The organism is Streptomyces sp. bgisy100 (genome assembly GCF_057709105.1).
The window spans coordinates 148,274-169,719 of record NZ_JBYITE010000011.1 but is presented as its reverse complement, the minus strand read 5'-3'; the positions used below and the strand labels follow the sequence as shown (position 1 = coordinate 169,719).

Genomic DNA, 21,446 nt, shown 5'->3' with positions numbered 1-21,446 from the left:
CTGACGGGCTGAAGAGGTCCCTGTGCCTGGAGCGGGGGCGGGAGCGGTGGCGGTGGTTTGCCGTTCCCGGTTCGCCGAACCGCAGTGTGCCGGTGCCGGGTCGCCCGGTGCCGGCACACGCGGCTTCGGGCGGGTGGAGCCATCCACGCATGGGCACGCGCCCTTCGCGCTCTTGAATCCTTCGCGGAGAGCCCTGTGCGCCGGATGCCCTCTTGCGGTGCACACCCCCACGCAGCACGGTTTTGTTGAATGCTGCTCGGCACTCCGGTGCCACAAGGGGGAGAGGCGGTAGGCCGTGAGAGCAGTGACACGGTGGGCGCGGGAGACCTTCGGCGACGCGGCCGGGCCGTTGACGGACCTGATCCCGGCCGGCTTGGTTCGCGCACACGCCAGGGCACGAAGCGGGCACGAGGGAGTGCACACCCAGACGCTGGAAGCGTACGGGCACGGGCTCTACGCCGCCCAGTACGAGGAGCTGGCGGTCGGTCTGAGTTCCGTCGCGGACGCCACGCCGGTGCGCTTACAGGGACGGACGCTGATGATCGTTCGTGGCCGGGTGATCTACCCGTACTGCTACGCGAAGAAAGATGTTCCCGTCACGGCCGCCCGTCTCCGCAGCGCCAAGGGCTTCCGCGCGGATCTGATCCGACGGCACGGTCCGGAGCCCATGCAGCAGACCTTCGACCTGGGCCTGAGCGAGCACGACGAGGCGGAGACGCACCCCGACCTCAACCTCCTGCCGGAGGATGTGCGCCTCGTCCTCGTCGCCTACGCGTGCTCCATGGACCAGGGCGTCATGCGCATCGAGTGGGGCTCGGCCGAACTGCGGCGCGAGGACCGGTACCTCGTCTGGCATCGCCACGAGCCACTGTGTCCTCCTGCCCAGCTGTGACCCGGGACGTTCGCCGGGTGTGCAGAAGCGGAACTCCGTGCGGAGACCGCTGCTGATGGATGGTGTCGTGGTCAGGGTGAAGGGAGTTCGTGATGATCGCAGAGCGTGCGGTTCCGCCTCGCGTCGCGGCCGCGGAGCGAGTCGCCTCCGAGGCCGGCTTTCGGAAGAGCTGCATCCCTGAGGTGGGCAGGTTGCTCAGGCTGGCCGCTGCCGCCAAACCCCATGGCGTCATCGCGGAGAGCGGCACCGGCTCGGGCGTGGGTACCGCCTGGCTGCACAGCGGGCTCGGCGCCGGGGCCCGTCTGGTGACCGTGGAGTGTGACGCGGTGTTGTCCCGGCGAGCGGCCGGTGTCTTCGCGGACGACGACCGCGTCGATGTCCTCACCGGGGACTGGCGGTTGCTGGAGCGGCAAGCCCCCTTCGATGTCTTCTTCTGCGACGGAGGAGGCAAACGCGACGACCCCGAGAGGGTCGTCGAACTGCTCGCTCCCGGTGGCCTTCTCATCCTGGACGACTTCACCCCCTCGCCGGACTGGCCGCCTCGTTTCGAGGGCGACGTGGACGAGCTCCGCCTGTTCTACCTCACCCATCCGGCCCTGGACGCCACGGAAATCCTCACCACACCCGCCAGTTCGGCGGTCCTTGCGGCTCGCCGCGGCTGAGGGCTGTCCCGTACGTCATCCATGCGACAGCTCATTCCGCATGGGCACGGTCACCTTTGCCGCGGATTCACCCGGCAGTTGGTATGGAGGTACTGGGCCGTGCCGTTGGTGAAGTCGTAGAGCGCCACTGTCTGGGTGTCTTCCAACGGACCCGCCGGTGGCATCAGGAAATGGGTCTCGCTCACCGGGAGCAGCGCATATCTGATGCGGTCCGGCTTTCCGAGGAAGGCCGCCTGCATCGGGTCGAGGGCCAGGGTCAGGTACAGCTTCCCGCCTTCGGCCGACACCTCGTACACCGCGCCGGGACGCCCGTAGACGCCTTCGTACCTGGACAGGTCGAGGTTCAGCGTCGTGTCCGGTGCCGGCAGGTCCGGGACGGTGATCATGCCGAGGCCGGTCAGGAGCTCGTTGAACACCGCGCGAGAGAAGCTCTCCCGCGGTCCGCCGTTGGTCAGCAGGGCAAGGGCGGTATTCGAGTCCGGCAGAAGCCGTAGCCGGGCGTTCTGGCCCACTGTGCTGCCGTCGGTCACGTAGACGGTTTCGCCGTGCCAGTCACCCACGATGAGGCCGAGTGCCCAGGCCGGCCCGAACATGTACGGATCCGGGACGGACACCCGGGAACCCAGCATCTCTCGAATGCTCTCGGCCGAGACGATGCGCTCTCCGTTCGGCGCCGTGCCCTCGTTGAGGAGGACGTGCGCCATGGCAAGTACCTCCCGGGAGGTCGAGGTGATGTTTCCGCCGGGGCCGAATGCGCGTGGCAGACAGCGCACCGGTGTGACGACGGGACCCTCCTCCGGGGAACGAATCAGGTGCCCGGTCGCGGCCCGGGCTTCGTCCACCTGCTCGTGCCAACTGTTCGTGCCGGTCAGGCCCATGGGGTCGAAGAGGCGGCGCCGCATTATGTCGTCCCAGCGTGCGCCGTCGCGCACCTCCAGGATCCGCGCGAGAAGGGCGTAGCCCAGCACTGCGCTGTAACCGTGGGTGCGGCCCAGCGGGAAGACCTGGGGTGCGTCGGCGATGTTCTCGACCATGCGCGCATAGACGTCGTCGTCTTCGCCGGGGTCGCCGTAGGCCTCCTCGATACCGTTGGTGTGGTGCAGCAGGTGGCGGGGGGTGACCTTCGCGCTTGCCTCGGGATCGGCCACCGCGAAGCCGGGCAGGCAGGTCCGCAACGGCTCGTCGAGGTCGACTTTCCCCTCGTCGACGAGTTGCATGAAGGCCAGTGCGGTCCATGTCTTGGTCATGGAGCCGCATTGGTAGACGGTGTCCGTCGTCGCGGGTTCGCGCGTCTCCACGTTTTTGACGCCGACCGCGAGTTCGGTGAGTTCTCCGTCGTGGAGCACGCCGATCGCGGCGCTCGGGATGGCGTACTCCGCCAGGAGTTCGGCGACCCGGGCCCGGAGCCGTGGTCTGTCGAGTGTCATCGCGGGAGACCGACGGCGTTCGCGGCGTCCGCTTCGAAGTACTCCGTTGTGGCATAGGCGCCGGCGTATTCCTCGAAGAATTCCCGGACGCCATCGACGGAGTCGTGGGTGATGATGTTCACCGCTTTGTCTCCGCCCCGGCTCGCGACCGCCAGCTTCCATGTGGCGCCCTGGGGGAGTCGGGTGTGTGCCTTCTTCAGCCCGCTCCAGAAGTTGCCGTCGTCCGAGACCGTCGACACGACCATCACGTACATCGTGGATCCTCTCTTTCCGAGTGAGGAAAAGCTACGTTGCGTTTTGGGGTGCGTCAACGAAATGGGGATCCAAATGGCCCCTGCATCATGGATCGTTGCAACAGAATTGTGAATAAATGCAACTCCCGCAATTGAGCCGTTGCACTGTACTGTTGCTGAATGCAAGGAGAGGAGTCGCGTCGGTGCCAGGAGGCAGGCTGACCTACGAGGACCGCCGGCGCATTGAGGCGTGGCTGGCCGAAGGGCTCGGGTACGCCGAGATCGGCCGACGGCTCGGCCGGCCGACGTCCACGATCAGTCGCGAGGTCGCACACAATGGCGCGCCCGGTCACTATGCAGCCGACCACGCACAGCAGGTCGCCGGCCACCGTGCCCGTCGGCGCAGGCCGGCCCGGCCCGCGGAGCCGGCGACCGACGAGCAGCCGGCCGAGGTGGTGCGCGGCTTCGTGGACCGGTTCGCGACGCTGCTGGCCGCGACGGGCCTGCCTCGCATGACCTCCCGGGTGTTCGTGTGCCTGCTCACCGCCGACGCCGACGGCCTGACGGCGGCCGACCTGGTGCGCCGGCTGCGCGTCAGCCCCGCGTCGGTGTCCAAGTCCATCGGCTCCCTCGAGGCCATGGCGGTGGTGGTGCGCCGACCGGATCCCGGCGGGCGCCGCGAGCGGTACGTCATCGACGACGACGCCTGGCTCCGGGCATGGCAAGCCGACACCGGCACCCACGCCGACATCGCCACCGCCGCACAGCGGGGTGTCGAGATCTTCGGCGCCGAGACGACTGCCGGCGCCCGGCTCGGCACGATGGGCCGGTTCTTCGCCCGCCTCAGCGAGCAGATGAGCGGCCGCACCCTCACCGCAGCCGCCGTGGACGACGCGCTGACCGTGCTCGCCGCCCTCGTGCACGCCGACCGGCCGCTCACTCCGGGCACGCCGGCCACCGCGCTCGACTGGCCCCGGGGCCGCACCACCGCCGCCCTGGACGTGATCCAACGGCAACCGGCCATCGCCGATCCCCTCGCCCTCAAGGCCGTCGGGCCCCGGACGTACCGTGTCACCACGAGACCGGACCGTCTCAGCCCGGCGCAACGCGCGGCACTCGACCGGTAGGCCGCGCCAACGCCTGGACCGAGCGCCTCCCATGTGTACGATACGCGTATCGTACACATGGGAGGAGGTGGCATGGTTCGGGGCAAGCCGCGAGAGGAAGCGATCTTGGCCGCCGCCATGGCGGTGCTCGCCGACGTCGGTTACCGGGCCTTGACGATGGACGCGGTGGCGGCGCGGGCGCACGCCAGCAAGACCACCATCTATCGACGTTGGCGGAGTAAGGCCGCACTGGTCAAAGCGGCACTGGACACCTACGACAGCAACTTCAACGACAGCGTTCCGGACACCGGGTCGTTGCGCGGCGACCTGTTCGCGGTGATGGAGATGCTGCGCCGCAAGGCCGAGGTGTTTCCGCTGGCGATGGTCCACGGGCTGATCACGGCCATGCGCGACGACGAAGAATTGGCCGCGGCACTCCAGGCTCATCTCGATGACGACGAACTGTCACCGTTCGCCGAACCGCTGCACCGTGCCGCAGCGCGCGGTGACGTACTCGCCGACGTCGACACCGAACTCGTGCACGACATCGCCGAGGCGATGATCCTGCGCCAGCTCCATGTCAACGCCCCATTCGACGACACCTTCATCGCTCGCGTCGTCGATGACGTGCTGCTGGCGCTGCTCACCCGGGGGGAAAGCCAATCATGACTGTGCTCATCGCGGGCGCGGGGCCGGCCGGGCTGACGCTGGCCATCGACCTGGCCCGTCGGGGCGTGCCCTGTCGGGTCGTCGACAAGGCGCCTGGCCTGTTCCCAGGGTCCCGGGGCAAGGGCCTGTCCCCACGCACCCAGGAGGTCTTCGACGACCTCGGCGTGATCAACGCGGTGCTCGCCGATGGCATGCCCTTCCCGAAGTTCCGCCGCTACTCGGGCCACGAGGTGGTGTTCGAGCGTCATGTGAACGAGTTACTGGGAGCCGAACCGCTGCGCCGCGGCGTCGGTGTTCCCTATCCGGACCTGTGGCTGCTCCCGCAGTGGCGTACCGACGAGATCCTGTACGAGCGGTTCGTCCAGCTCGGCGGCCGGGTCGAGTTCGGCACCGAAGTGCTCGGATTCGACCAGGACGCCGACGGGGTCACCGTGCAGACCACCGGTGGCCCGGTCCGCGCCACCTACCTGGTGGGCTGCGACGGCGGACGCAGCACCGTACGCAAGGCGCTGGGTGTGGGTTTCGTCGGCGAGACCTTCGAATCCGAACGGACTTTGATCGGCGACGTTCGGGCCGAGGGCCTTGACGGCGTGTTCTGCCACATGTTCACCACCGGGGCCGACCGGTTCTCCTTGTGGAACATGCCCGGCGGACAGTATTACCAATTCGTTGCCGGCGTTGCGGCGGAGGACGTGCCGGAGTTGACGCTGGACTCGGTGCGCCACCTTTTGCACGAGCGTTCCGGCCGCGCCGATATCCGGCTGCACGACCTGAAATGGATCTCGCTGTACCGGGTCAACGCGCGCATGGCGGACCGCTTCCGAGCCGGACGTGTCCTGCTGGCAGGGGACGCCGCACACGTGCACTCCTCGGCGGGCGGCCAGGGTCTGAACACCAGCATCCAGGACAGCTACAACCTCGGATGGAAGCTGGCCGGCGTGCTCAGCGGGGCGCCGGAGGCACTGCTGGACAGCTACGAGACCGAGCGGATACCGGTGGCCGCCCATGTCCTGGGCATGAGCAGCACACTGCACCGGCTGGACTTCCGGCCGCAGGAGGGCTGGACACCGGCGATCCACCAGCTCGACGTCAGCTACCACCACGGGCCGCTGGCAGTGGACGACCGCCCAGCACGGGGGCGGCTCCGCGCCGGAGACCGCGCACCCGACGGCATCCTCGACGATGGCACCTGCCTGTTCGACGTCTTCCGTGGTCCGCACTTCACCCTGCTGGCATTCGGCGACCTGCAGAATCGGCGATTCGGCGACGGCGTGCGGGTAAGGCAGGGCATCCCCTCGGACGCCTACGACGTGGACGACGGCACCCTGATCCTGGTCCGACCGGACGGGTATATCGGCGTGATGAGCCGGCGCATCGACACCGTACTCACCTACCTCGAACGGGTAACGCCCCATGTGGTGAGCCGATAGGGGTGAGGCCGGCTGTGCTCCGTCCGTCAGGAATGGCAATCCGCCTCCAGCAGCACCCGCGTCCCGCGCCGGCACCACCGGCGCGGCCCGTCGGCCCGTGCCGACTTCGTAGCGCCATCAGGATCCTGCTGCAGCATTAGTCGCCGGTCGTGCCGTCGAGCATCTCGCGCAGGATGTCCAGGTGGCCGTTGTGGCGGGCCGTCTCCTCGATGAGGTGGAGGACGATCCAGCGCAGGTCGACGTGGAGGCCGTCGCGAACGGCTCGCTCGGCCCGGCTGTCCAGGCCGTTCCCGGCGACCAGTTCGCGGTAGCGGGCGCTCTGTTCGGCGTATTCGTCGAGCAACTGCACGAGCGGGAAGTCGACGGCGATGCGCATCTCGCGGTCGGGGTCCTCCTCGGTCCAGGGGCCCCGGTCCTCCTCGCCGAGGAAGACCACCTGGAACCAGTAGTACTCGACCCAGCGGAGGTGGTTGATCACTCCGCTCATGGTCATCAGCGGTGAGCCCGGCAGGAGCGCCTTGTGGGCGTTCTCCGCGGAGACGCCGTCGCACTTGGCGCGGGCGGTGTCACGGGCGTAGTCGAGGAAGGTGGTGAGCTGGGTGCGCTCGTCCCACGCGGGAGGTGTGTCGTCGATTCTGGTCATCGAGCGAAGCGTCCCCTGCCACCGCGAGTGGTGTCGAGGCATTTATCGACGAGCCCACCCCGCTCCACCTGGCTCCTTGTCCGGCGGTCACTACAACGATTCAGCGCAGGCAGGGCCGCTGGGTACTGTCCGGTGGGCCGTTCGCCCCATCGGACACACCGCGCCATCGGACACACCGTCCTCCCGGACACACCGCCCCACCGAGCCGCCGCCGTCAGCGCTGACGTACCGACCCGGTCCCCGAGGGCTGCCGCCGTGCTCCACCCCTTGCCTAGCCCGTCATCCTCCCGCCGCCCCGCTCCGCCGCCAGGTCGGCGGCCGTCCACGCCATTCCGATCGCCCCGTCGAGCAGGGCCCGGTCGGCCGTCGCCGACCGGCTTCGCCCGGACCTCCGAACGGCTCTCGACGGCCTCGACGGGACCCGGTTCCCCGCCCTTCGCCGCGTGACCGCCGCCGGGCCGCACGGCCGCCCGGGCGCCGAGCGGGCGGGGAGGACGCCCTCCTCCGGATGAAGTCCCGGGAAGGTGATCTGCTTGCAGCGGCCCGAATATGCCGGCCCAGCCGCGCACCGGCCGGACCGGAACAATGCGCCCCGGGCCCCCGGTGAGGGCGCCCGGGGCGCAATGAAGAGTGCCCGCGGCCGCCCGGGGGCGATGCTCAGCCCGCGGGGGCGTCAGCAGTCCGGCCAGGCGTTCCCGGCTACGAGAACTGGCCGGGCTGATAGTCGCCGGCCGGCTGCTGGATGATGACGTTCGCCCGGTTGAAGGCGTTGATGAGGGCGATCCCGCAGACCAGGGCGGCCAGTTGCTCCTCGTCGTAGTGCTTGGCGGCGTTCGCCCACGCCTCGTCCGTGACCCCGCCGGCCGCATCCGCGATGCGGGTGCCCTGCTCGGCCAGCTCCAGTGCCGCCCGCTCGGCCTCGGTGAAGACCGTGGCCTCCCGCCACGCCGCGACCAGGTGGAGACGTACCGAGGTCTCACCCGCGGCGGCGGCGTCCTTGCTGTGCATGTCGGTGCAGAAACCGCATCCGTTGATCTGGCTGGCGCGGAGCTTCACCAGCTCCTGCGTCGCGGCCGGCAGCGTCGACTCCTCGAGCACCTTGCCTGCCGCGATGATGTGCTTGAAGATCTTGCCCACGGTCGGGCTGCCGAAGGCGTCCAAACGAGCACTCATTGGTGATCTCCTCTGCCGTTGTGGGTGCTTGCACCGTTACGACGGCACGGCTCGGCAGGATGTGACATGGATGCCTGTGACCTGCGTCTCCCTCTGCCGTGACTCCCGGCACCTGCCCAGCGGCGCGTACGCCGGTGCCCGGAAGCCCGGAAGCCCGGAAGCCCGGAAGCCCGGAAGCCCGGAAGCCCGGAAGCCCGGAAGCCCGGAAGCCCGGAAGCCGGGAAGCCCGGAAGCCGGGAAGCCCGGAAGCCGGGAAGCCGGGAAGCCGGGAAGCCGGGAAGCCGGGAAGCCCGGAAGCCCATCCGCGTTCCGCCGCTCCCCGCCGGGAACTCCGTACGGTCTCCCGCCGACTACCTGCACCGGGTCCACGGACAGCGGGCCCGTACGAGGATTCGAGCGGCAGGGAGAACGCATGCGCCCTCGCATGATGTGCGGTGTCATGGCGGCGGTGGCGGTCCTCGCCACCGGTTGTGGTGGCGGGACCGAAGCCGGAGGCGGAGCGGACGGCGCCGGTGCCGCCGCCCGCGGGTTCCCGGTGAAGGTGGCCGACTGCGACGGGAAGGAGACGACGTTCTCCGCTCCGCCCGAGAAGATCGTCACCAGCAACGCCTCCGGCCTGGAGATGCTGCTGCGCCTCGGCGCGGGCGACCGGGTGGCCGGAACGGGCTTCCCGCCCGGCAAGGGCACCCTGCCCGGCGGGCTCGACGGGCAGGCGCGGAAGGTGCCGGTCCTCGGCAAGGCGGTGATCCCCAAGGAGAAGCTGCTCGGTTCGGGCGCCGACCTCTACCTGGACGCCTTCGCGTCGATGGGCGGCATGGGCGGGATGGGGGGCATGGGTGACGCCCCCACCGACAAGGAGTTCGAGGCCGCCGGGATCAAGCATGTCTTCCTCGCCTCCACCGCCTGTGCCCAGCAGCAGAAGGGCCCCCGCAAGGACCTCTCCCAGGTCACCGGGGACATCCGACGACTGGGCGCGCTCACCGGAACCGGCAAGCGGGCCGCGGAGCTCGTGGCCGGCATGGACAAGAAGGTGTCCGCCGTGCGCACCGCGGTGGACGGCGTTCCCGAGCGGAAGCGTCCGACGTACTTCTTCTTCGACTACGACGCCGGCACCAAGCAGCCCATGGCCCTCTGCAACAAGCAGGTGGGCCACGCCGTGATCAGCCAGGCGGGCGCCCGCAACGTCTTCGCCGGCTGCGACGGCGACTTCAAGCCGGTCTCCTGGGAGGACGTCGTCGACCGGAACCCGGACTGGGTCCAGCTCGCCGTCCGCAACCGGGGCGACAAGGCAGCCAACGAGAAGGCCTTCGACGAGGCCGAGCGCTTCCTGCGCGGCTTCCCCGCCACCCGGGGCCTGAAGGCCGTCAAGGAGCGGAAGTTCCTGCGGATCGGCTCCGAGGCGACGACCATCGCCGGCGTCGGCAACGCCGACACGGTGCAGCGGATCGCCCGCACCCTGTACCCGGGCAAGGTCGAGGCGGACCGCTAGATGACGCTGCTCTCCTCGTCCCGGAACTCAGGGAACTCAGAGAACCCGGAAAGCTCAGAGAACCCGGAAAGCTCGGGGAACTCCCCGGATGCCCCGGAATCCCCCGACTCCCCGCCCCCCGGGAATTCCCCGGACACCCCGACCGGCACCGGTCCCCCCGGCCCGCCGGCGGCGGACGCGGACCCCTCCGGCCGCCGCGCCCACCCCGTACGCCCCGGCCCGTTCGCCGCCGTCCTCGGCGCCGCCCTGCTCGCCGCCCTCACGGCCGCCGTCTCCTGGGGCGCGACCGACGTCCCCCCGGCGGAGGTCTGGTCCGCCGTGCTGCGCCGGCTGGCGGGCGAGGCGCCCCGGCCGGGCACCGACGACCTGATCGTCTGGCAGCTCCGGGTGCCGCGTGCCCTGCTGGCGGCCGTCGTCGGCGCCGGGCTCGGCCTGGTCGGCACCGCCACCCAGTCGCTGGTCCGCAACCCGCTCGCCGACCCGTACCTGCTGGGCATCTCCAACGGGGCCTCGCTGGGTGCCGTCGCGGCCATCGTGCTCGGCGCGAGCGCCGGCGGGCTGCTCGGGCTCGGCCTGTCCGCCGCCGCCTTCGCCGGAGCCCTGGCGGCCTTCTCCCTGGTGTGGCTGCTGGCCCGCCGGGGCGGCGGCTTCTCCCCGCTGCGCCTGGTGCTCGCCGGCGTCGGCATCGGACAGTTCCTCTCCGGCTTCACCAGCTTCCTCGTCCTCCAGACCGGGGACGAACAGCAGACCCACAGCGTGCTGTTCTGGCTCATGGGCAGCCTGAGCGGCGCCACCTGGGACCTGCTGGCCCTGCCCGCCGCGGCGGTCGCCCTCGGGCTGCTCGCCCTCCAGGCCCGGGCCCGCGGGCTCAACGCCCTGCTCATGGGGGACGAGACGGCGGCCGGGGTGGGCGTCGACGTCACCCGGCTGCGCCGGGAACTCTTCGTCGTCACCAGTGTGCTCACCGGCTGTCTGGTCGCCGTGTCGGGCGCCATCGCCTTCGTCGGCCTGATGGTCCCGCACGTGTGCCGGCTGCTCGTCGGCGGCGACCACCGGCGATTGCTGCCCCTCTCCGCCCTCACCGGAGCCCTGCTGCTGGTGGTCGTGGACATCGTGTGCCGGACCGCCATGGACTCCCAGGAACTGCCGGTCGGTGTCGTCACCTCGCTGATCGGCGCCCCCGCCCTCCTCTATCTGCTGGACCGACGCCTGGAGCGCGACAGGTGAGAATCGACATCGAGGATCTGCAGGTCAGCTACGCCGGCCGCACGGTGGTCAGCGGGGTGCACCTGATGGCCGCCGACGGCGAGACCGTCGGCCTCGTCGGGCCCAACGGCAGCGGCAAGTCCACCGTCCTGCGCACCGTCTACCGCCATCTGCGGCCCACCGCGGGCCGGGTGCTGCTGGCCGGGTCCGACATCCGGGAGCTGGCCCCGGACCGGGCCGCCCGCCACGTCGCCGCCCTGCCCCAGGAGCGCGGCAGCGACTTCGAGCTGACCGTGCGCGAGGTGGTCGCCATGGGCCGCACCCCGTACAAGCGGGCGTTCGCCGGGGACGACCGTGCCGACCGGGAGATCGTGCTGCGCTCGCTGGCCCAGGTGGGCATGGACGGGCAGGCCGGGCGGCGGTTCTCCGCGCTCTCCGGCGGCGAACGCCAACGGGTGCTGCTCGCCCGCGCGTTCGCGCAGCAGCCCGATGTGCTCGTCCTCGACGAACCGACGAACCACCTCGACATCCGGCACCAGGTGGAACTCCTCACCCTGCTCCGGGACATCCGCCGGACCACCCTCATCGCGCTGCACGACCTGAACGCCGCCGCCTCGCTCTGCGACCGGCTGCACGTGCTCGTCGGCGGCGCCGTGGTCGCCTCCGGGGGGCCGCGCGACGTCCTCACCCCGGAGCTGCTGTCGGAGGTCTTCGGCGTCCGGGCGGCGGTGACCGACCATCCGCTCACCGGCGACCCGCTGATCGCGTTCGACCACCGGGCGCCGGCGGCGGAGGCCGGTGACCGGGGTCAACGGGAGGCTGTCGCCTCGAAGTGACTGGGACGGCCGTCCCGCAGCACCAGACGGCCCCGCTGCTCCGCCGCACTGCGGTGGAGCAGCTCCCATTCCCCGTCAGGGTGCAGCAGCGGGGCGGCGTGCCAGGGCGTGGTCCAGGCGTCCCGGGCCTCCAGCAGCCGGATGCCGAACTTGGCGGCCCCGCGCGGCTGCGGATGGATGGAGAGCCGGACCGAGCGGGGGTGGTGCTCCGCGATCAGCTCTCCCCAGGCCCGGCTGCGCTGCATCACCCCGTACGCCCGTCTGCGGCAGTCGCGCTGCAGTGCCGACCGCGAGCCGTCGAAGGACGCGGTGTCCTCGACGAGGAAGCGGGTGATCCCGCGGTACAGGCGCAGCGTGCCCTCGTCGGACTTCGCCCGCGCGCGCAAGTCCTCGACCGTCGGCGCGTAGCGGTCGTGGACCTGGGTCCGCTTCCGGTCGCACGGCAGGTCGCCGAAGACGTCCCGCAGATCGAAGGTGTCCAGATGGTCCAGGCCCTCGTCCCGGATCATCGCCCGCAGGCCGTCCCCGTAGGCGTCGATGTGCGCGTCGGAGACCTTGATGAGGTCCCCGAAGACATGGCCGTCGGAGCAGATGAGCATGCGTGCGCCGGGCGGATGCACCGCGGCGATCCGGGCGCACAGCCGGTCCAGGAAGCGCAGTGACCGCCGTTCGCCCTCGTCCGGCAGATGGCCGAGGACCTTGGCCGGGTTGGGGGACTTGCAGGGAAAGCCGGGGAGGGTGAACAGCACCGGTTCCCCGGCCGCGACGAACGGGGCGAGCTGGCGCGTCTGCTCGGGGAACGCGGCCGGCAGGTCCGGGGGCACCGGGGCGGTGTCCACGGTGCGCCGGTGCGGCAGCAGCAGCGACAGGATCGCCGCGCAGGTCCTCCGCTCGGCCGGGGACGGTGACGGGTGGGCAACGGGGCCGGTGAGTACGGTGCCGGCAGACGCCATCGGGGAACTCCTGGGTGGGACGGGGGCGGTGGGGGACGGCGTCCCCGGTCGGAGGCCGGTGACACGGGGACACGCACCGGCTGAAGAAACGGACCGGGGACCGGTGGACGGACCGAGGGGCGGCTGGACGGGCCGGGGCGCCCGCGTATCGGGGCGCCCGCGGACCGGGGACCTGCGGGCATGCCTTAACGGAGAGGACCCGGCACGCTCTGCGCAGCGGGGCCGGGCGCGCCCTACGAGCCGGGGCGGTGCCCGTCCCCCCGCACATCCCCTCCCGGGACGTCGGCGCAGGTCTCGGCACGGGTACCCCCGCCGTGTCCGCCGGACGCACCGGTGACCGGGCAGCCCCCGGGCGTCCAGGTGACCGGGAGTTCGTTCACCCCGCGCGCCAGGACCGCCGGAATCCACCGCAGTTCGTCCTCCGGCACGGCGAGCCGCAGCCCCGGCAGCCGCTCGACCAGCGTCCCGATCGCCACCTGGAGCTCGATGCGGGCCAGCGCCGCACCCGGGCAGAAGTGGATGCCGTGCCCGAACGCGAGATGCGGGTTGGGCGACCGGTCGAAGTCCAGCCGGTCGGGGTCGGGGAAGCGCTCGGGGTCGCGGTTGGCCGCACAGAGCGAGACGATCACCGAGTCGCCGGCCGGGATCCGGGTGCCGTGCAGATCGGCGTCCTCGGCGAAGAAGCGCCAGGTGGTCAGCTCGAATGCGCTGTCGTAGCGGAGGAGTTCCTCCACCGCCCGCGGGAGGATCTCCGGCTCGGCGCGCAGCCGTTCCAGCTCCGCGGGGTGGCGCAGCAGGGCGACGAGGGCGGTGGTGATCTGGTTGGTCACCGGCTCCTGACCGGCCACCAGCAGCTGGAAGATCATGGAGTCCAGCTCCTCCTGGCTCAGCTCCCCGCTGTCCCGGGCGGCGACCAGCCTCCCGAGCAACTCCTCCGAGGGGTGCGACCGCTGGTGGGCCACGACATCGGCGATGTACGTCTGGAGGGCGCGCAGCCGGGCCTCGTACGCGGGGCGGCCGGGGTCGTCGGGGCCGACCGGCTGGACGACCTTCCCCCAGTCGCGGTCGAACCGCCCGGCCAGCTCCGGGGCCAGCCCGATGACCTCGGCCAGCACCTGGAACGGGAACCGGGCGGCGAAACAGGCCACCGCGTCCATGCCGCCGTCCGCGGGCACCGCGTCGAGCAGCGCGTCGGCCATGGCCCGGAACCGGGGGCGCAGGGCCTCGACCCGCCGCGGCGCGAACGCGTCGAGGACCAGTCGCCGCATCGTGGTGTGCTTCGGCGGGTCCTGGTGCAGCAGATGCACCTGGAGCTGGGAGTGCTGCGGTTCCGGCATGATCGAGGCGCGCCGGCGCCAGGCGGCGTTGCCCCGGGAGTGGTGCTTGCCCAGCCGTTCGTCGTTCAGCGCCCGGTGGGCGGCCTCGTAGCCGGTGACCAGCCAGGCGGCCACCCCGCTGGGGAAGCGCACCCGGTGGACCGGACCCTCGGCGCGGAGGGTTTCGTACAGCGGATAGGGGTCGCGCTTGTAGTCGGTGCCGTGCAGCGGCACGGGATCGGGCTGTGTCATGGCGGTCGCTCCTGACCTGCGGGGATCGGCGGACGGAATCGAGGGACGGGACCGGAGTGCGGTTCGCTGAACCGGGACCGGAAGGCTCCGGCGGGAAGCCGGGGCGGGTGGACGCAAGCGGGGACCTGCGGGCTCAGAGGACGAGTTCGGGCCGGTGGTGGCCCAGCCACAGGGCGAGATCGACGACCCGTTCCAGCCGCAGCCGGTCTCCCCACTCCAGCCGCGCGGGGTCGGTGTCCAGGCAGGGCTTGATGGCGCGTTCGTCGACGAGATCGCGGACCGTCCCGCCGTGCGCCCCCAGGGCGTCGCGCGCCATGTCCTGCAGGCCGCGGTTGTAGTCGGGGTGATGGGTGGCCGGATAGTGGTTCTTCGCCCGGTGCAGCACGGAGTGCGGCGCCAGACCGGTGCCCACCGCCCGCAGCAGGCTCTTCTCCCGGCCGTCGGAGCTCTGCAGCTCCCACGGGGTGGAGAAGGCGTATTCGACGAGGCGGTGGTCGCAGTACGGCACCCGGACCTCCAGCCCCTGGGCCATGCTCAACCGGTCCTTGCGGTGCAGCAGTTGCCGCAGCCAGCGGGTGAGCGAGAGGTGCTGCATCTCCCGCTGCCGGTGCTGCACCGGGGACTCGCCGTCCAGGTGGGGCACGGCGGCCAGCGCGTCCCGGTAGGTGTCCCGCTGGAATGCGCCGATGGCCAGCGTGTCCGCCAGATCGGGGTGCAGCGGCATGGCGGCCTCGTCGCCGGTGACGAGCAGCCACGGGAAGGTGTCGGCGGCCAGCGCCCGGGGGCTGTGGAACCAGGGGTAGCCGCCGAACACCTCGTCGGCCGCCTCCCCCGAGAGCGCCACGGTCGAGTGCTGGGCGATCTCGCCGAACAGCAGGTAGAGGGAGGTGTCCATGTCCCCGACGCCGATGGGCGAGTCCCGCGCGGCGACCACGGCCGTGCGGTGCTCGGGATCGAGCAGGGTGCGCGGATCGAGGACGACGGTGCTGTGGTCGGTGCCGATGAACGCCCCGGCCTCGGTGGCGTACGGCGTGTCGTGGCCGGTGCGCAGCACGTCGCCGGTGAACCGCTCGGCCTGGTCGCTGTAGTCGACGGCGTAGGAGCGGAGCCGGGCCTCAGGCCCTTCCCGGAGCCGGAGTTCGTCCGCCAGCAGCGCGGTCAGGACGGTGGAGTCGAGTCCGCCGGAGAGCAGCGTGCAGCGGGGGACGTCGGCCGCGAGCTGCGCACGGGCGGCCCGGTCCAGACGGCTCCGCACCTCCTCGACGGTCTCCTCCGGGCCGTCGGTGTGCGGCCGTGCCTCCAGCTGCCAGTAACGCCGTTCGGTCACGCCGCCGCGGTCCAGGACGGTGATGCCGCCCGGCTCCACTTCCCGGACCCCCGCCCAGAGCGTGGGGCCGGTGGAGAACAGCAGGCTGTAGGCCGCGCGCAGGCCGTCCGCGTCCACCCGCGGCCGGACAGCGGGGTGCGCGAACAGCGCCTTCGGCTCGGAGCCGAAGACCAGGCCACCGGGGATTCGGGCCCAGTGGAGGGGCTTGACCCCCAGCCGGTCGCGGACCAGCAGCAGCCGCTGCCGCTCGCTGTCCCAGACGGCGAACGCGTACATCCCCTCCAGCCGGTCGGTGAGCGCGTCCCCCCACTCCTGATAGGCCCGGAGCACCACTTCGGTGTCGCTCCGGGTGCGGAAGTCGTGGCCCCGGCGCCGCAGTTCGGTCCGCAGCTCCTCGTGGTTGTAGACCTCGCCGCTGTAGCTCAGCACCACTTCCGCGCCCTCCGGCCCGGCGGTCATCGGCTGGACACCGCCCTCGAGGTCGAGCACGGCGAGCCGCCGGTGGCCGAGAGCGGCGTACGGGCCGCACCAGATTCCGGAGGCGTCCGGTCCGCGGAGGGCGAGGGACGCGGTCATCCGCTCGATGACCGGAACCTGACGGCGCGGGTCCTCATCGAACGAGACCCAGCCTGCGATGCCGCACATGGCGCGGCTCCTTTGCTGTCGGGGGAGGGGGAGGGGGAGGGGGAGGGGGGGAGACGGATCCGAGGACGGGCGGCCGAAGGGCACGGGGCCCGGGGCCGGCAGGACGGGAGAGGCAAAGGGGCAGGAGGCGGGACGAGCCGCAAGCCGGCGCGCCGGGCCCTCAGCCCTGCCGCACCGCCGCGGCACCGGCTCTCCGCGGACCGGGCCGCAGCGCGAGCAGCGGAACCGCCGCGCACGCCGCGACCGCGGCGGCGGCCAGAGCGGTCCGTGCCCCGGCGCCACCCGGCCCGGACAGCCCCCACACCGCGGTCGCCAGGGCCGGGCCGAGGGTGAAGCCGAGGCTGCGCGCGAGCTGCACCGTGGACCCGGCGGTGGCCAGCTGTGCGGCGGGCACCGCGCTCATCACCAGGAACTGCGCGGGGCCGCCGTACAGGCCCATCCCCACCCCGGCGATGGCGAGTTGCCAGGCGATCCGCACCGGCTGCCAGCCGTCCCCGGCCGCCAGCAGGACGAAGCCGACGGCCACCAGGACGCCGCCGGCCACCGCGACCGGCCGGGGGCTCCAGCGGTCCGCCAGCCGACCGCCCACCGGCCCGGCCAGCGCCATGCCCAGCGGGAAGGCGAGCAGGGTGAGGCCGGTGACCGAAGCGCTCAGGCCGTCGTCGCGCTGGAGATGCAGCGCCGTCACGTAGTGCACCGCGGCGAACGCCGCACCGAGCGCCAGGACCGCGCCCTGCGTGCCGTACGTCCGTGCCTCCCGCAGCACCGCCAGGACGGGCCGGCCGCCCGGTCCGCGCGCCCAGGCCACCACCAGGGGGAGCACCAGCAGGGCCGCCCACGCCCAGCGCGGCGATCCGGGGGCCAGCGTCAGGGCCAGCAGCGCCGCCGCCACCGCGCCCGCGATCAGGGCGGCGTCCACGGCCTCCCGCCGGCCCGGGGCGGTCAGCCGCCCGCCGCGGGGCAGTGCCGCACGCGCGATACCCCAGGCGACCAGGCACAACGGCAGTTTCACCAGCAGCACCGTGCGCCAGCCGCCGTGGTCCAGCAGCAGCCCGCCGAGGGCCGGTCCGCTGACCGCGCCGAGCGGCCCGAGCGTCGCTGGCACACTCATCGCCCGGCCCCGCACCTCGGGGCGCACCGCCCGGGTGGCCAGCACCGGCATCAGCACGAACAGCAGCGCCCCGAAGGCGCCCTGCAACAGCCGTGCTCCGATCAGCCACCCCATGGCCGGGGCCAGAGCGGCCGCCGCGGCGGACAGCGCGAACCCGGCGACCGAGGTGAGCAGCGCGGGGCGCATCCCCACCCGGTCGAGCCACCGCCCGGCGGGCAACAGCAGGGCCACCACCGGCAGTTGATAACCCAGGACGGCCCACTGGGCGGTCTCGGCGGGAACCCCGAAGCTCTCCCCGATGTCGGCCAGCGCCACATTGACGATGCTCATGTCGAGCATGGCGACGAAGGAGAGAATCCCGGCGACCGCGACCAGGCTCCACCGGTCGGACTCATCGCTCCCCGTGTCCTGCTGCATCACCGCCTCCTTCCTCTGTTCCGCGCGCGGGTGTCGGCGCGTCGGTACAGAGGTCGGGCGAATCCGCACGGGAGTTCCCGTCGATCGCCAGAGATTCCGCGGAAGTTGCCGTCGGGGACGACGGGGGCAGGACGAACGACGATGCGGGCGGGGGACCGGGGCCGGACGAACGACGATGCGGGCGGCGGCGACCGGGCGCCGGATGAACGAAGGCGCGGCCAGGGGCTACCGGGCGCCGGACGAGCGGACCGCCGGCGCCGCCCCGGCCGCTCCTGCCGCTCGAGCCGTCCCGGTTCGCCCGGCTCCCCGACGTCCGGGGACGCCGCGCGAACCGGACGCCTCGGGGCCCGGCCCGGTTCCGGCTCCCGCGCCGCGGGGAGCAGGCGTACGGCATCCGCACCGAAGCCCGCTCCCCGCTCCCCGCGTCCGGCAGGGTGACCGGCTCAGCGAGACGCGCCGGCGAGCAGCGCCGGCCGACGCTTCCGCACCGCCGGAGCGGGCCGGACCACGGGCTCCGTGGCCCGCGGGCCCTCGGGGGTGCCGGAGGTGTCCTCCTCCGCCGCGTCGAGCAGGGAGACCAGGGTCTCCCGGGCCCGCGCGACCCGGGAACGCACCGTCCCGATCGGGCAGTCGGCCACCGCCGCCGCCTCCGCGTACGGCAGCCCGAGGAGCTGTGTCAGCACGAACGCCTCCCGCCTCCCCGCCGGCAGCACCGACAGCAGCTCGGAGAGGGCCACTCCCTCGTCGAAGCCGGGCAGTCCGCGCGGCTGGGCCCGTTCCGCCGCCGACTGCCAGTCCTCGACCCCCGCCAGCCGCGGGCGCGCGGACGTGGCCCGGATCCGGTCGGCCACCACCCGGCGGGCGATCGTCAGCAGCCAGGTGCGCGCCGACGACCGGCCCTCGAAGCCCGGGAGACTGCGCAGCGCCCGCAGATAGGTGTCCTGGACCAGATCGTCCGTGGCCTGGGCATCGCCGCTGAGGTGGGTGACGTACCGGCGGACGTCGAGCTGGGTGCTGCGGACGAACGCGTCCACGGACTCGCGGTCCCCGGAGCGGGCGGCCAGCGCCCATGCCGTCACCTGCGCGTCGTCACGCATGGGCCGCCTCCTCGCCGGAGTGTCGCCGTCCGCCGTACCCCTCGGAGAGGATGGACGCATGCAGTGTTCCCGGATCCGTACCGCCCTCTCCGCCCGCGCCGATGGCGAGGCACTGCCGCCGGACGTCGACGGTCCGGCGCTCGACGCGCATCTGGCGGGCTGTCCGGAGTGCCGCCGCTGGGAGCGGCAGGTCCAGCGGCTGCGGGAGTTCACCGGCTCCGCCGAAGAAGCGGATCCCGGAGCCGAGGGCCTGCTCGCCGCGCTGCGTGCCGCGCTCGACGGGGACGGGGAGACAGGAGGCACGGGACAGGGGGAGTCGCGCGCCGGCTGAGCGGCCCGGCCGCTCCGCGGGCCGCGGTCCGGTGCGGGGGACGGCCGGAGCCGACCGCGGCGCCCGGTTCGCCCCCGTCGCCCGTGTCCGGGCAGGTGTGCAGGCAGGTGTCATCGTGCGAGGTCCTTCGCGTGTGCCGGTCACGGCCGAGGGCGGACCGGTGGAATGGACGGCCGGGGCGGATACGGCGGGTCGCCGCGCCCGTCGGCCGATGGCTCCGTGCTGTCAGCGGACAGCGAGCACGCGCGGCGGACCCCGGGTCGAGATGACGTGGACGAGCAGCAGCCGGGGGAGCGGCGGCCGGGCCTCCCGCGCGGCCCGTCGGGCCGGGAGCGGCTCCGGCACCGGCGCGGCACCGCCCACGGCGAGGGCCAACGGCGCGAACAGCCGGGCGGACACCGCCCGGACCAGCCGGAACGTCGCCCGCTCCGCACCGGACAGCCAGACCGCACCGGCGAGCGCGATCAGCACATGGACCGCGACCATGCCCACGGCCCCGCCGCCCGCCGCCATACCGTCCATCGCCGCGTGCATCCCGTCCATGCCCGCCATGGGGTCGGCGGCCCCGTGGGCGAGATGCTGCGCATGGCCGGCCGGCCCGCCGTGGTCCACCGGGGACATACCACCGCCGGACCCGTGGGCCAGGGCGTCGGCAACTCCGCCGCTCCGCCCCGCCTGTGCCGCGCCCCCGTTCATGGCGTCGGCCGGGTGCGGGGGAGCGCACAGCAGCTGTGCCAGCCACTGTCCGGCGAACGACCGGGAGGGGAGGGGACGGAGGAGGACCTGCGCCAGCGAGAACACCCCGTGGAGCAGAGCCTGTGTCGCCAGCGCGGTCGCACCGACCCGGAGGGAGCCTCGCTCCCGGCCCGTCGGCCGCCACACCCCGGCGGCCGTCAGGGCGGCGGCGCCGGCCACCACCCACCAGGGCAGCGGGGCACCCGACATCGACGCGTGCCCCAGCGCGGAGAGCAGCGCGCACACCGACGCGAACACCGCTGTGCGCAGTGCTCGCAGCTCAGTCCCCGTCCTCATGGTCCGGTCATCGTCGCACCCCGCCCCGCTCCGCGGAGCGACGGGGCTGAAACTGATCACCTGCCAGGCTCGCACCGGTCGCACGGAGTTGCATACGTCGGACGGTCCCGGAACGCTCAACGGCGCCCGTGATCAGTGCCCTTGCCCGTGAGCGTGGGCGCTCGCCGGACCCGGGCCGACCGAGCGGCGGAGCGCCTGATCACGGTGACGGAGGGCGGAATTCCGCGACCTCGCTCGGCCACGGAGACAGCTCGCACCGCGAGAAGCGGGAACGTCTCACCACGTCTCACAGGGAACGGGGAAGGGGAGACGAGGGAACAGGTCCTTGCAGCAACCGGGAGCGGCCCCTGCGGAAGCCGGACGGCTCAGACCATCGCGCGCTCCGGCATGGGCTGCTCTACACCGTCGACCTCCAGGCTGCACCGGGGGATCAGTGCCCCGAGGCGCGGCTGGTGCACGAACACCCGGAACGGCACGGGCGGGTCGCCGGGCAGCTCGCCGGTCAGCACGCTGGTCCCCGTGCCCTGCACGCGCTGACGGAAGACTTCCTTGCCGTCGACCAGCAGCTCGATCCGGCTCGTCCGGCCGGGACGGACGTTCACGGTGATCGAGTGGCCGTGATGATCGAGGTGGAAGTGGTGGCTACGGCCCATGACGCACCTCCGGAATGACGCCGGTACCTCCACCCTAGGTCCGGTACGCCGTCCCTGCCTGCGGGCACATCCTCGCTCCGGGAATCCGGGAAGGTCCCCCCGGTCCGGGCCCCAGGATGGCGGATCACGAAGATCCATCTGGCGCGCGAGCAGGGACGGAAGCCGTTGTCGTATACCCGGTGTACCGGCCGCGGGCTCAGCGCTGGGCGGCGGTGTACCCGAGCAGAGCAACCGCGAACCCCACGATGACCAGCAGCGACCACAGCCAGTTCGGCACGCCGAGCGTGGACGGGTCCGGCGGGCTGCAGTCCGGACGGCCACACTGCGGGCAGGTGTGAGGCGGCTTGGTCATCGCAGCACCTTCTGTAACACCAGGACGGCGACCCCGGCGAGGATGGCCGGGATGGGCGCTACGACCATACAGCCGGAGCTCGTCCCGTTCCCCTGGTCGCCGCCGGGGCCGGGCTTCCTGTGTCCCTTGACCTCGGCCCTGTCGCTGTACTCCTTGTAGTCGCTCATGGGTCTCACTCCTTCATGACGAGGGCA

22 protein-coding genes are annotated in these 21,446 nt (G+C 72.3%); 9 read left to right on the top strand and 13 right to left on the bottom strand.

All coding sequences use genetic code 11. From position 1 onward, the window contains the following. Window positions 1-295: 295 nt before the first annotated feature. Complete coding sequence (locus AC3EQ1_RS10810) at window positions 296-892, top strand: hypothetical protein (protein ID WP_432094100.1); 597 nt, start codon at window positions 296-298, stop codon at window positions 890-892. A gap of 89 nt (window positions 893-981) precedes the next feature. Then, a complete protein-coding gene (locus AC3EQ1_RS10805) occupies window positions 982-1,554 on the top strand; it encodes an O-methyltransferase (protein WP_432094099.1) in 573 nt (190 codons plus the stop codon). Between the two features lie 50 nt (window positions 1,555-1,604). Here the strand turns inward: AC3EQ1_RS10805 and AC3EQ1_RS10800 are convergent, their stop codons facing one another. Next, window positions 1,605-2,981, bottom strand: a complete 1,377-nt coding sequence (locus AC3EQ1_RS10800; RefSeq protein WP_432094098.1) for a serine hydrolase domain-containing protein — start codon at window positions 2,979-2,981, stop codon at window positions 1,605-1,607. Continuing rightward, complete coding sequence (locus AC3EQ1_RS10795) at window positions 2,978-3,235, bottom strand: hypothetical protein (protein ID WP_432094097.1); 258 nt, start codon at window positions 3,233-3,235, stop codon at window positions 2,978-2,980. The genes AC3EQ1_RS10800 and AC3EQ1_RS10795 overlap by 4 nt, the downstream gene beginning before the upstream one ends. A 182-nt stretch (window positions 3,236-3,417) precedes the next feature. Between AC3EQ1_RS10795 and AC3EQ1_RS10790 the strand changes: the two genes are divergently transcribed. From AC3EQ1_RS10790 to AC3EQ1_RS10780, 3 genes are all read left to right on the top strand, one after another. Further along, window positions 3,418-4,341 (top strand): GbsR/MarR family transcriptional regulator, encoded by a 924-nt coding sequence (locus AC3EQ1_RS10790; protein ID WP_432094096.1) that lies wholly within the window; start codon window positions 3,418-3,420, stop codon window positions 4,339-4,341. Window positions 4,342-4,413: 72 nt separating this feature from the next. Next, complete coding sequence (locus AC3EQ1_RS10785; RefSeq protein WP_432094095.1) at window positions 4,414-4,989, top strand: TetR/AcrR family transcriptional regulator; 576 nt, start codon at window positions 4,414-4,416, stop codon at window positions 4,987-4,989. Next, window positions 4,986-6,419 (top strand): FAD-dependent monooxygenase, encoded by a 1,434-nt coding sequence (locus tag AC3EQ1_RS10780; RefSeq protein ID WP_432094094.1) that lies wholly within the window; start codon window positions 4,986-4,988, stop codon window positions 6,417-6,419. The genes AC3EQ1_RS10785 and AC3EQ1_RS10780 overlap by 4 nt, the downstream gene beginning before the upstream one ends. Window positions 6,420-6,555: 136 nt before the next feature. Here AC3EQ1_RS10780 and AC3EQ1_RS10775 read toward each other — a convergent pair whose 3' ends face one another. Together AC3EQ1_RS10775 and AC3EQ1_RS10770 are read right to left on the bottom strand one after the other, a co-directional pair. Next, on the bottom strand, window positions 6,556-7,062 hold the full coding sequence (locus tag AC3EQ1_RS10775) for a DinB family protein (protein WP_432094093.1): 507 nt from the start codon (window positions 7,060-7,062) through the stop codon (window positions 6,556-6,558). Between the two features lie 699 nt (window positions 7,063-7,761). After that, on the bottom strand, window positions 7,762-8,235 hold the full coding sequence (locus AC3EQ1_RS10770) for a carboxymuconolactone decarboxylase family protein (RefSeq protein ID WP_432094092.1): 474 nt from the start codon (window positions 8,233-8,235) through the stop codon (window positions 7,762-7,764). Between the two features lie 412 nt (window positions 8,236-8,647). On the opposite strand from AC3EQ1_RS10770, the gene AC3EQ1_RS10765 reads away from it, so the two are divergent. The 3 genes from AC3EQ1_RS10765 to AC3EQ1_RS10755 are packed head-to-tail and all read left to right on the top strand — an operon-like array spanning window position 8,648 to window position 11,766. Further along, complete coding sequence (locus tag AC3EQ1_RS10765; RefSeq protein ID WP_432094091.1) at window positions 8,648-9,724, top strand: ABC transporter substrate-binding protein; 1,077 nt, start codon at window positions 8,648-8,650, stop codon at window positions 9,722-9,724. Continuing rightward, window positions 9,725-10,951 (top strand): FecCD family ABC transporter permease, encoded by a 1,227-nt coding sequence (locus AC3EQ1_RS10760; protein ID WP_432094090.1) that lies wholly within the window; start codon window positions 9,725-9,727, stop codon window positions 10,949-10,951. Next, on the top strand, window positions 10,948-11,766 hold the full coding sequence (locus AC3EQ1_RS10755) for an ABC transporter ATP-binding protein (RefSeq protein WP_432094089.1): 819 nt from the start codon (window positions 10,948-10,950) through the stop codon (window positions 11,764-11,766). Before AC3EQ1_RS10760 ends, AC3EQ1_RS10755 begins: the two co-directional genes overlap by 4 nt. Here AC3EQ1_RS10755 and AC3EQ1_RS10750 read toward each other — a convergent pair. The 5 genes from AC3EQ1_RS10750 to AC3EQ1_RS10730 form a co-directional block, all read right to left on the bottom strand. Beyond that, window positions 11,739-12,719 (bottom strand): L-tyrosine/L-tryptophan isonitrile synthase family protein, encoded by a 981-nt coding sequence (locus tag AC3EQ1_RS10750; protein WP_432094088.1) that lies wholly within the window; start codon window positions 12,717-12,719, stop codon window positions 11,739-11,741. The two genes, AC3EQ1_RS10755 and AC3EQ1_RS10750, sit on opposite strands and share 28 nt — an antisense overlap. Before the next feature lie 233 nt (window positions 12,720-12,952). Next, the gene (locus AC3EQ1_RS10745) at window positions 12,953-14,287 is read right to left on the bottom strand and encodes a cytochrome P450 family protein (RefSeq protein ID WP_432094087.1); all 1,335 of its coding nucleotides are present in this window, start codon (window positions 14,285-14,287) and stop codon (window positions 12,953-12,955) included. Window positions 14,288-14,420: 133 nt separating this feature from the next. Continuing rightward, window positions 14,421-16,259 carry an asparagine synthase (glutamine-hydrolyzing) gene (gene asnB, locus AC3EQ1_RS10740; RefSeq protein ID WP_432094086.1) on the bottom strand — a complete coding sequence of 613 codons (1,839 nt, stop codon included), beginning with the start codon at window positions 16,257-16,259 and terminating at the stop codon, window positions 14,421-14,423. A 160-nt stretch (window positions 16,260-16,419) separates the two neighbouring features. Then, window positions 16,420-17,787 (bottom strand): MFS transporter, encoded by a 1,368-nt coding sequence (locus AC3EQ1_RS10735; protein ID WP_432094085.1) that lies wholly within the window; start codon window positions 17,785-17,787, stop codon window positions 16,420-16,422. A gap of 443 nt (window positions 17,788-18,230) precedes the next feature. Beyond that, window positions 18,231-18,884 (bottom strand): sigma-70 family RNA polymerase sigma factor, encoded by a 654-nt coding sequence (locus tag AC3EQ1_RS10730; RefSeq protein ID WP_432094084.1) that lies wholly within the window; start codon window positions 18,882-18,884, stop codon window positions 18,231-18,233. Window positions 18,885-18,942: 58 nt separating this feature from the next. On the opposite strand from AC3EQ1_RS10730, the gene AC3EQ1_RS10725 reads away from it, so the two are divergent. Continuing rightward, window positions 18,943-19,215 (top strand): zf-HC2 domain-containing protein, encoded by a 273-nt coding sequence (locus AC3EQ1_RS10725; RefSeq protein ID WP_432094083.1) that lies wholly within the window; start codon window positions 18,943-18,945, stop codon window positions 19,213-19,215. A 225-nt stretch (window positions 19,216-19,440) separates the two neighbouring features. Here the strand turns inward: AC3EQ1_RS10725 and AC3EQ1_RS10720 are convergent, their stop codons facing one another. The 4 genes from AC3EQ1_RS10720 to AC3EQ1_RS10705 form a co-directional block, all read right to left on the bottom strand. Then, window positions 19,441-20,247, bottom strand: coding sequence for a PE-PGRS family protein (locus tag AC3EQ1_RS10720; protein WP_432094082.1), 807 nt, complete (start codon window positions 20,245-20,247; stop codon window positions 19,441-19,443). Window positions 20,248-20,612: 365 nt separating this feature from the next. Then, window positions 20,613-20,900 carry a hypothetical protein gene (locus AC3EQ1_RS10715; RefSeq protein ID WP_432094081.1) on the bottom strand — a complete coding sequence of 96 codons (288 nt, stop codon included), beginning with the start codon at window positions 20,898-20,900 and terminating at the stop codon, window positions 20,613-20,615. Window positions 20,901-21,096: 196 nt separating this feature from the next. Further along, window positions 21,097-21,252, bottom strand: a complete 156-nt coding sequence (locus AC3EQ1_RS10710) for a hypothetical protein (protein WP_351503814.1) — start codon at window positions 21,250-21,252, stop codon at window positions 21,097-21,099. Beyond that, on the bottom strand, window positions 21,249-21,419 hold the full coding sequence (locus AC3EQ1_RS10705) for a hypothetical protein (RefSeq protein WP_432094080.1): 171 nt from the start codon (window positions 21,417-21,419) through the stop codon (window positions 21,249-21,251). The genes AC3EQ1_RS10710 and AC3EQ1_RS10705 overlap by 4 nt, the downstream gene beginning before the upstream one ends. Window positions 21,420-21,446: the final 27 nt, after the last annotated feature.

Bases quoted from the DNA above. Each gene is read 5' to 3' on its own strand.
- asnB (WP_432094086.1), bottom strand. From the start codon at position 16,259: ATGTGCGGCATCGCAGGCTGGGTCTCGTTCGATGAGGACCCGCGCCGT.
- AC3EQ1_RS10705 (WP_432094080.1), bottom strand. From the start codon at position 21,419: ATGAGCGACTACAAGGAGTACAGCGACAGGGCCGAGGTCAAGGGACAC.
- AC3EQ1_RS10725 (WP_432094083.1), top strand. From the start codon at position 18,943: ATGCAGTGTTCCCGGATCCGTACCGCCCTCTCCGCCCGCGCCGATGGC.
- AC3EQ1_RS10760 (WP_432094090.1), top strand. From the start codon at position 9,725: ATGACGCTGCTCTCCTCGTCCCGGAACTCAGGGAACTCAGAGAACCCG.
- AC3EQ1_RS10745 (WP_432094087.1), bottom strand. From the start codon at position 14,287: ATGACACAGCCCGATCCCGTGCCGCTGCACGGCACCGACTACAAGCGC.
- AC3EQ1_RS10765 (WP_432094091.1), top strand. From the start codon at position 8,648: ATGCGCCCTCGCATGATGTGCGGTGTCATGGCGGCGGTGGCGGTCCTC.
- AC3EQ1_RS10775 (WP_432094093.1), bottom strand. From the start codon at position 7,062: ATGACCAGAATCGACGACACACCTCCCGCGTGGGACGAGCGCACCCAG.
- AC3EQ1_RS10730 (WP_432094084.1), bottom strand. From the start codon at position 18,884: ATGCGTGACGACGCGCAGGTGACGGCATGGGCGCTGGCCGCCCGCTCC.
- AC3EQ1_RS10715 (WP_432094081.1), bottom strand. From the start codon at position 20,900: ATGGGCCGTAGCCACCACTTCCACCTCGATCATCACGGCCACTCGATC.
- AC3EQ1_RS10720 (WP_432094082.1), bottom strand. From the start codon at position 20,247: ATGAGGACGGGGACTGAGCTGCGAGCACTGCGCACAGCGGTGTTCGCG.
- AC3EQ1_RS10795 (WP_432094097.1), bottom strand. From the start codon at position 3,235: ATGTACGTGATGGTCGTGTCGACGGTCTCGGACGACGGCAACTTCTGG.
- AC3EQ1_RS10785 (WP_432094095.1), top strand. From the start codon at position 4,414: ATGGTTCGGGGCAAGCCGCGAGAGGAAGCGATCTTGGCCGCCGCCATG.
- AC3EQ1_RS10770 (WP_432094092.1), bottom strand. From the start codon at position 8,235: ATGAGTGCTCGTTTGGACGCCTTCGGCAGCCCGACCGTGGGCAAGATC.
- AC3EQ1_RS10800 (WP_432094098.1), bottom strand. From the start codon at position 2,981: ATGACACTCGACAGACCACGGCTCCGGGCCCGGGTCGCCGAACTCCTG.
- AC3EQ1_RS10735 (WP_432094085.1), bottom strand. From the start codon at position 17,787: ATGCAGCAGGACACGGGGAGCGATGAGTCCGACCGGTGGAGCCTGGTC.
- AC3EQ1_RS10750 (WP_432094088.1), bottom strand. From the start codon at position 12,719: ATGGCGTCTGCCGGCACCGTACTCACCGGCCCCGTTGCCCACCCGTCA.
- AC3EQ1_RS10710 (WP_351503814.1), bottom strand. From the start codon at position 21,252: ATGACCAAGCCGCCTCACACCTGCCCGCAGTGTGGCCGTCCGGACTGC.
- AC3EQ1_RS10780 (WP_432094094.1), top strand. From the start codon at position 4,986: ATGACTGTGCTCATCGCGGGCGCGGGGCCGGCCGGGCTGACGCTGGCC.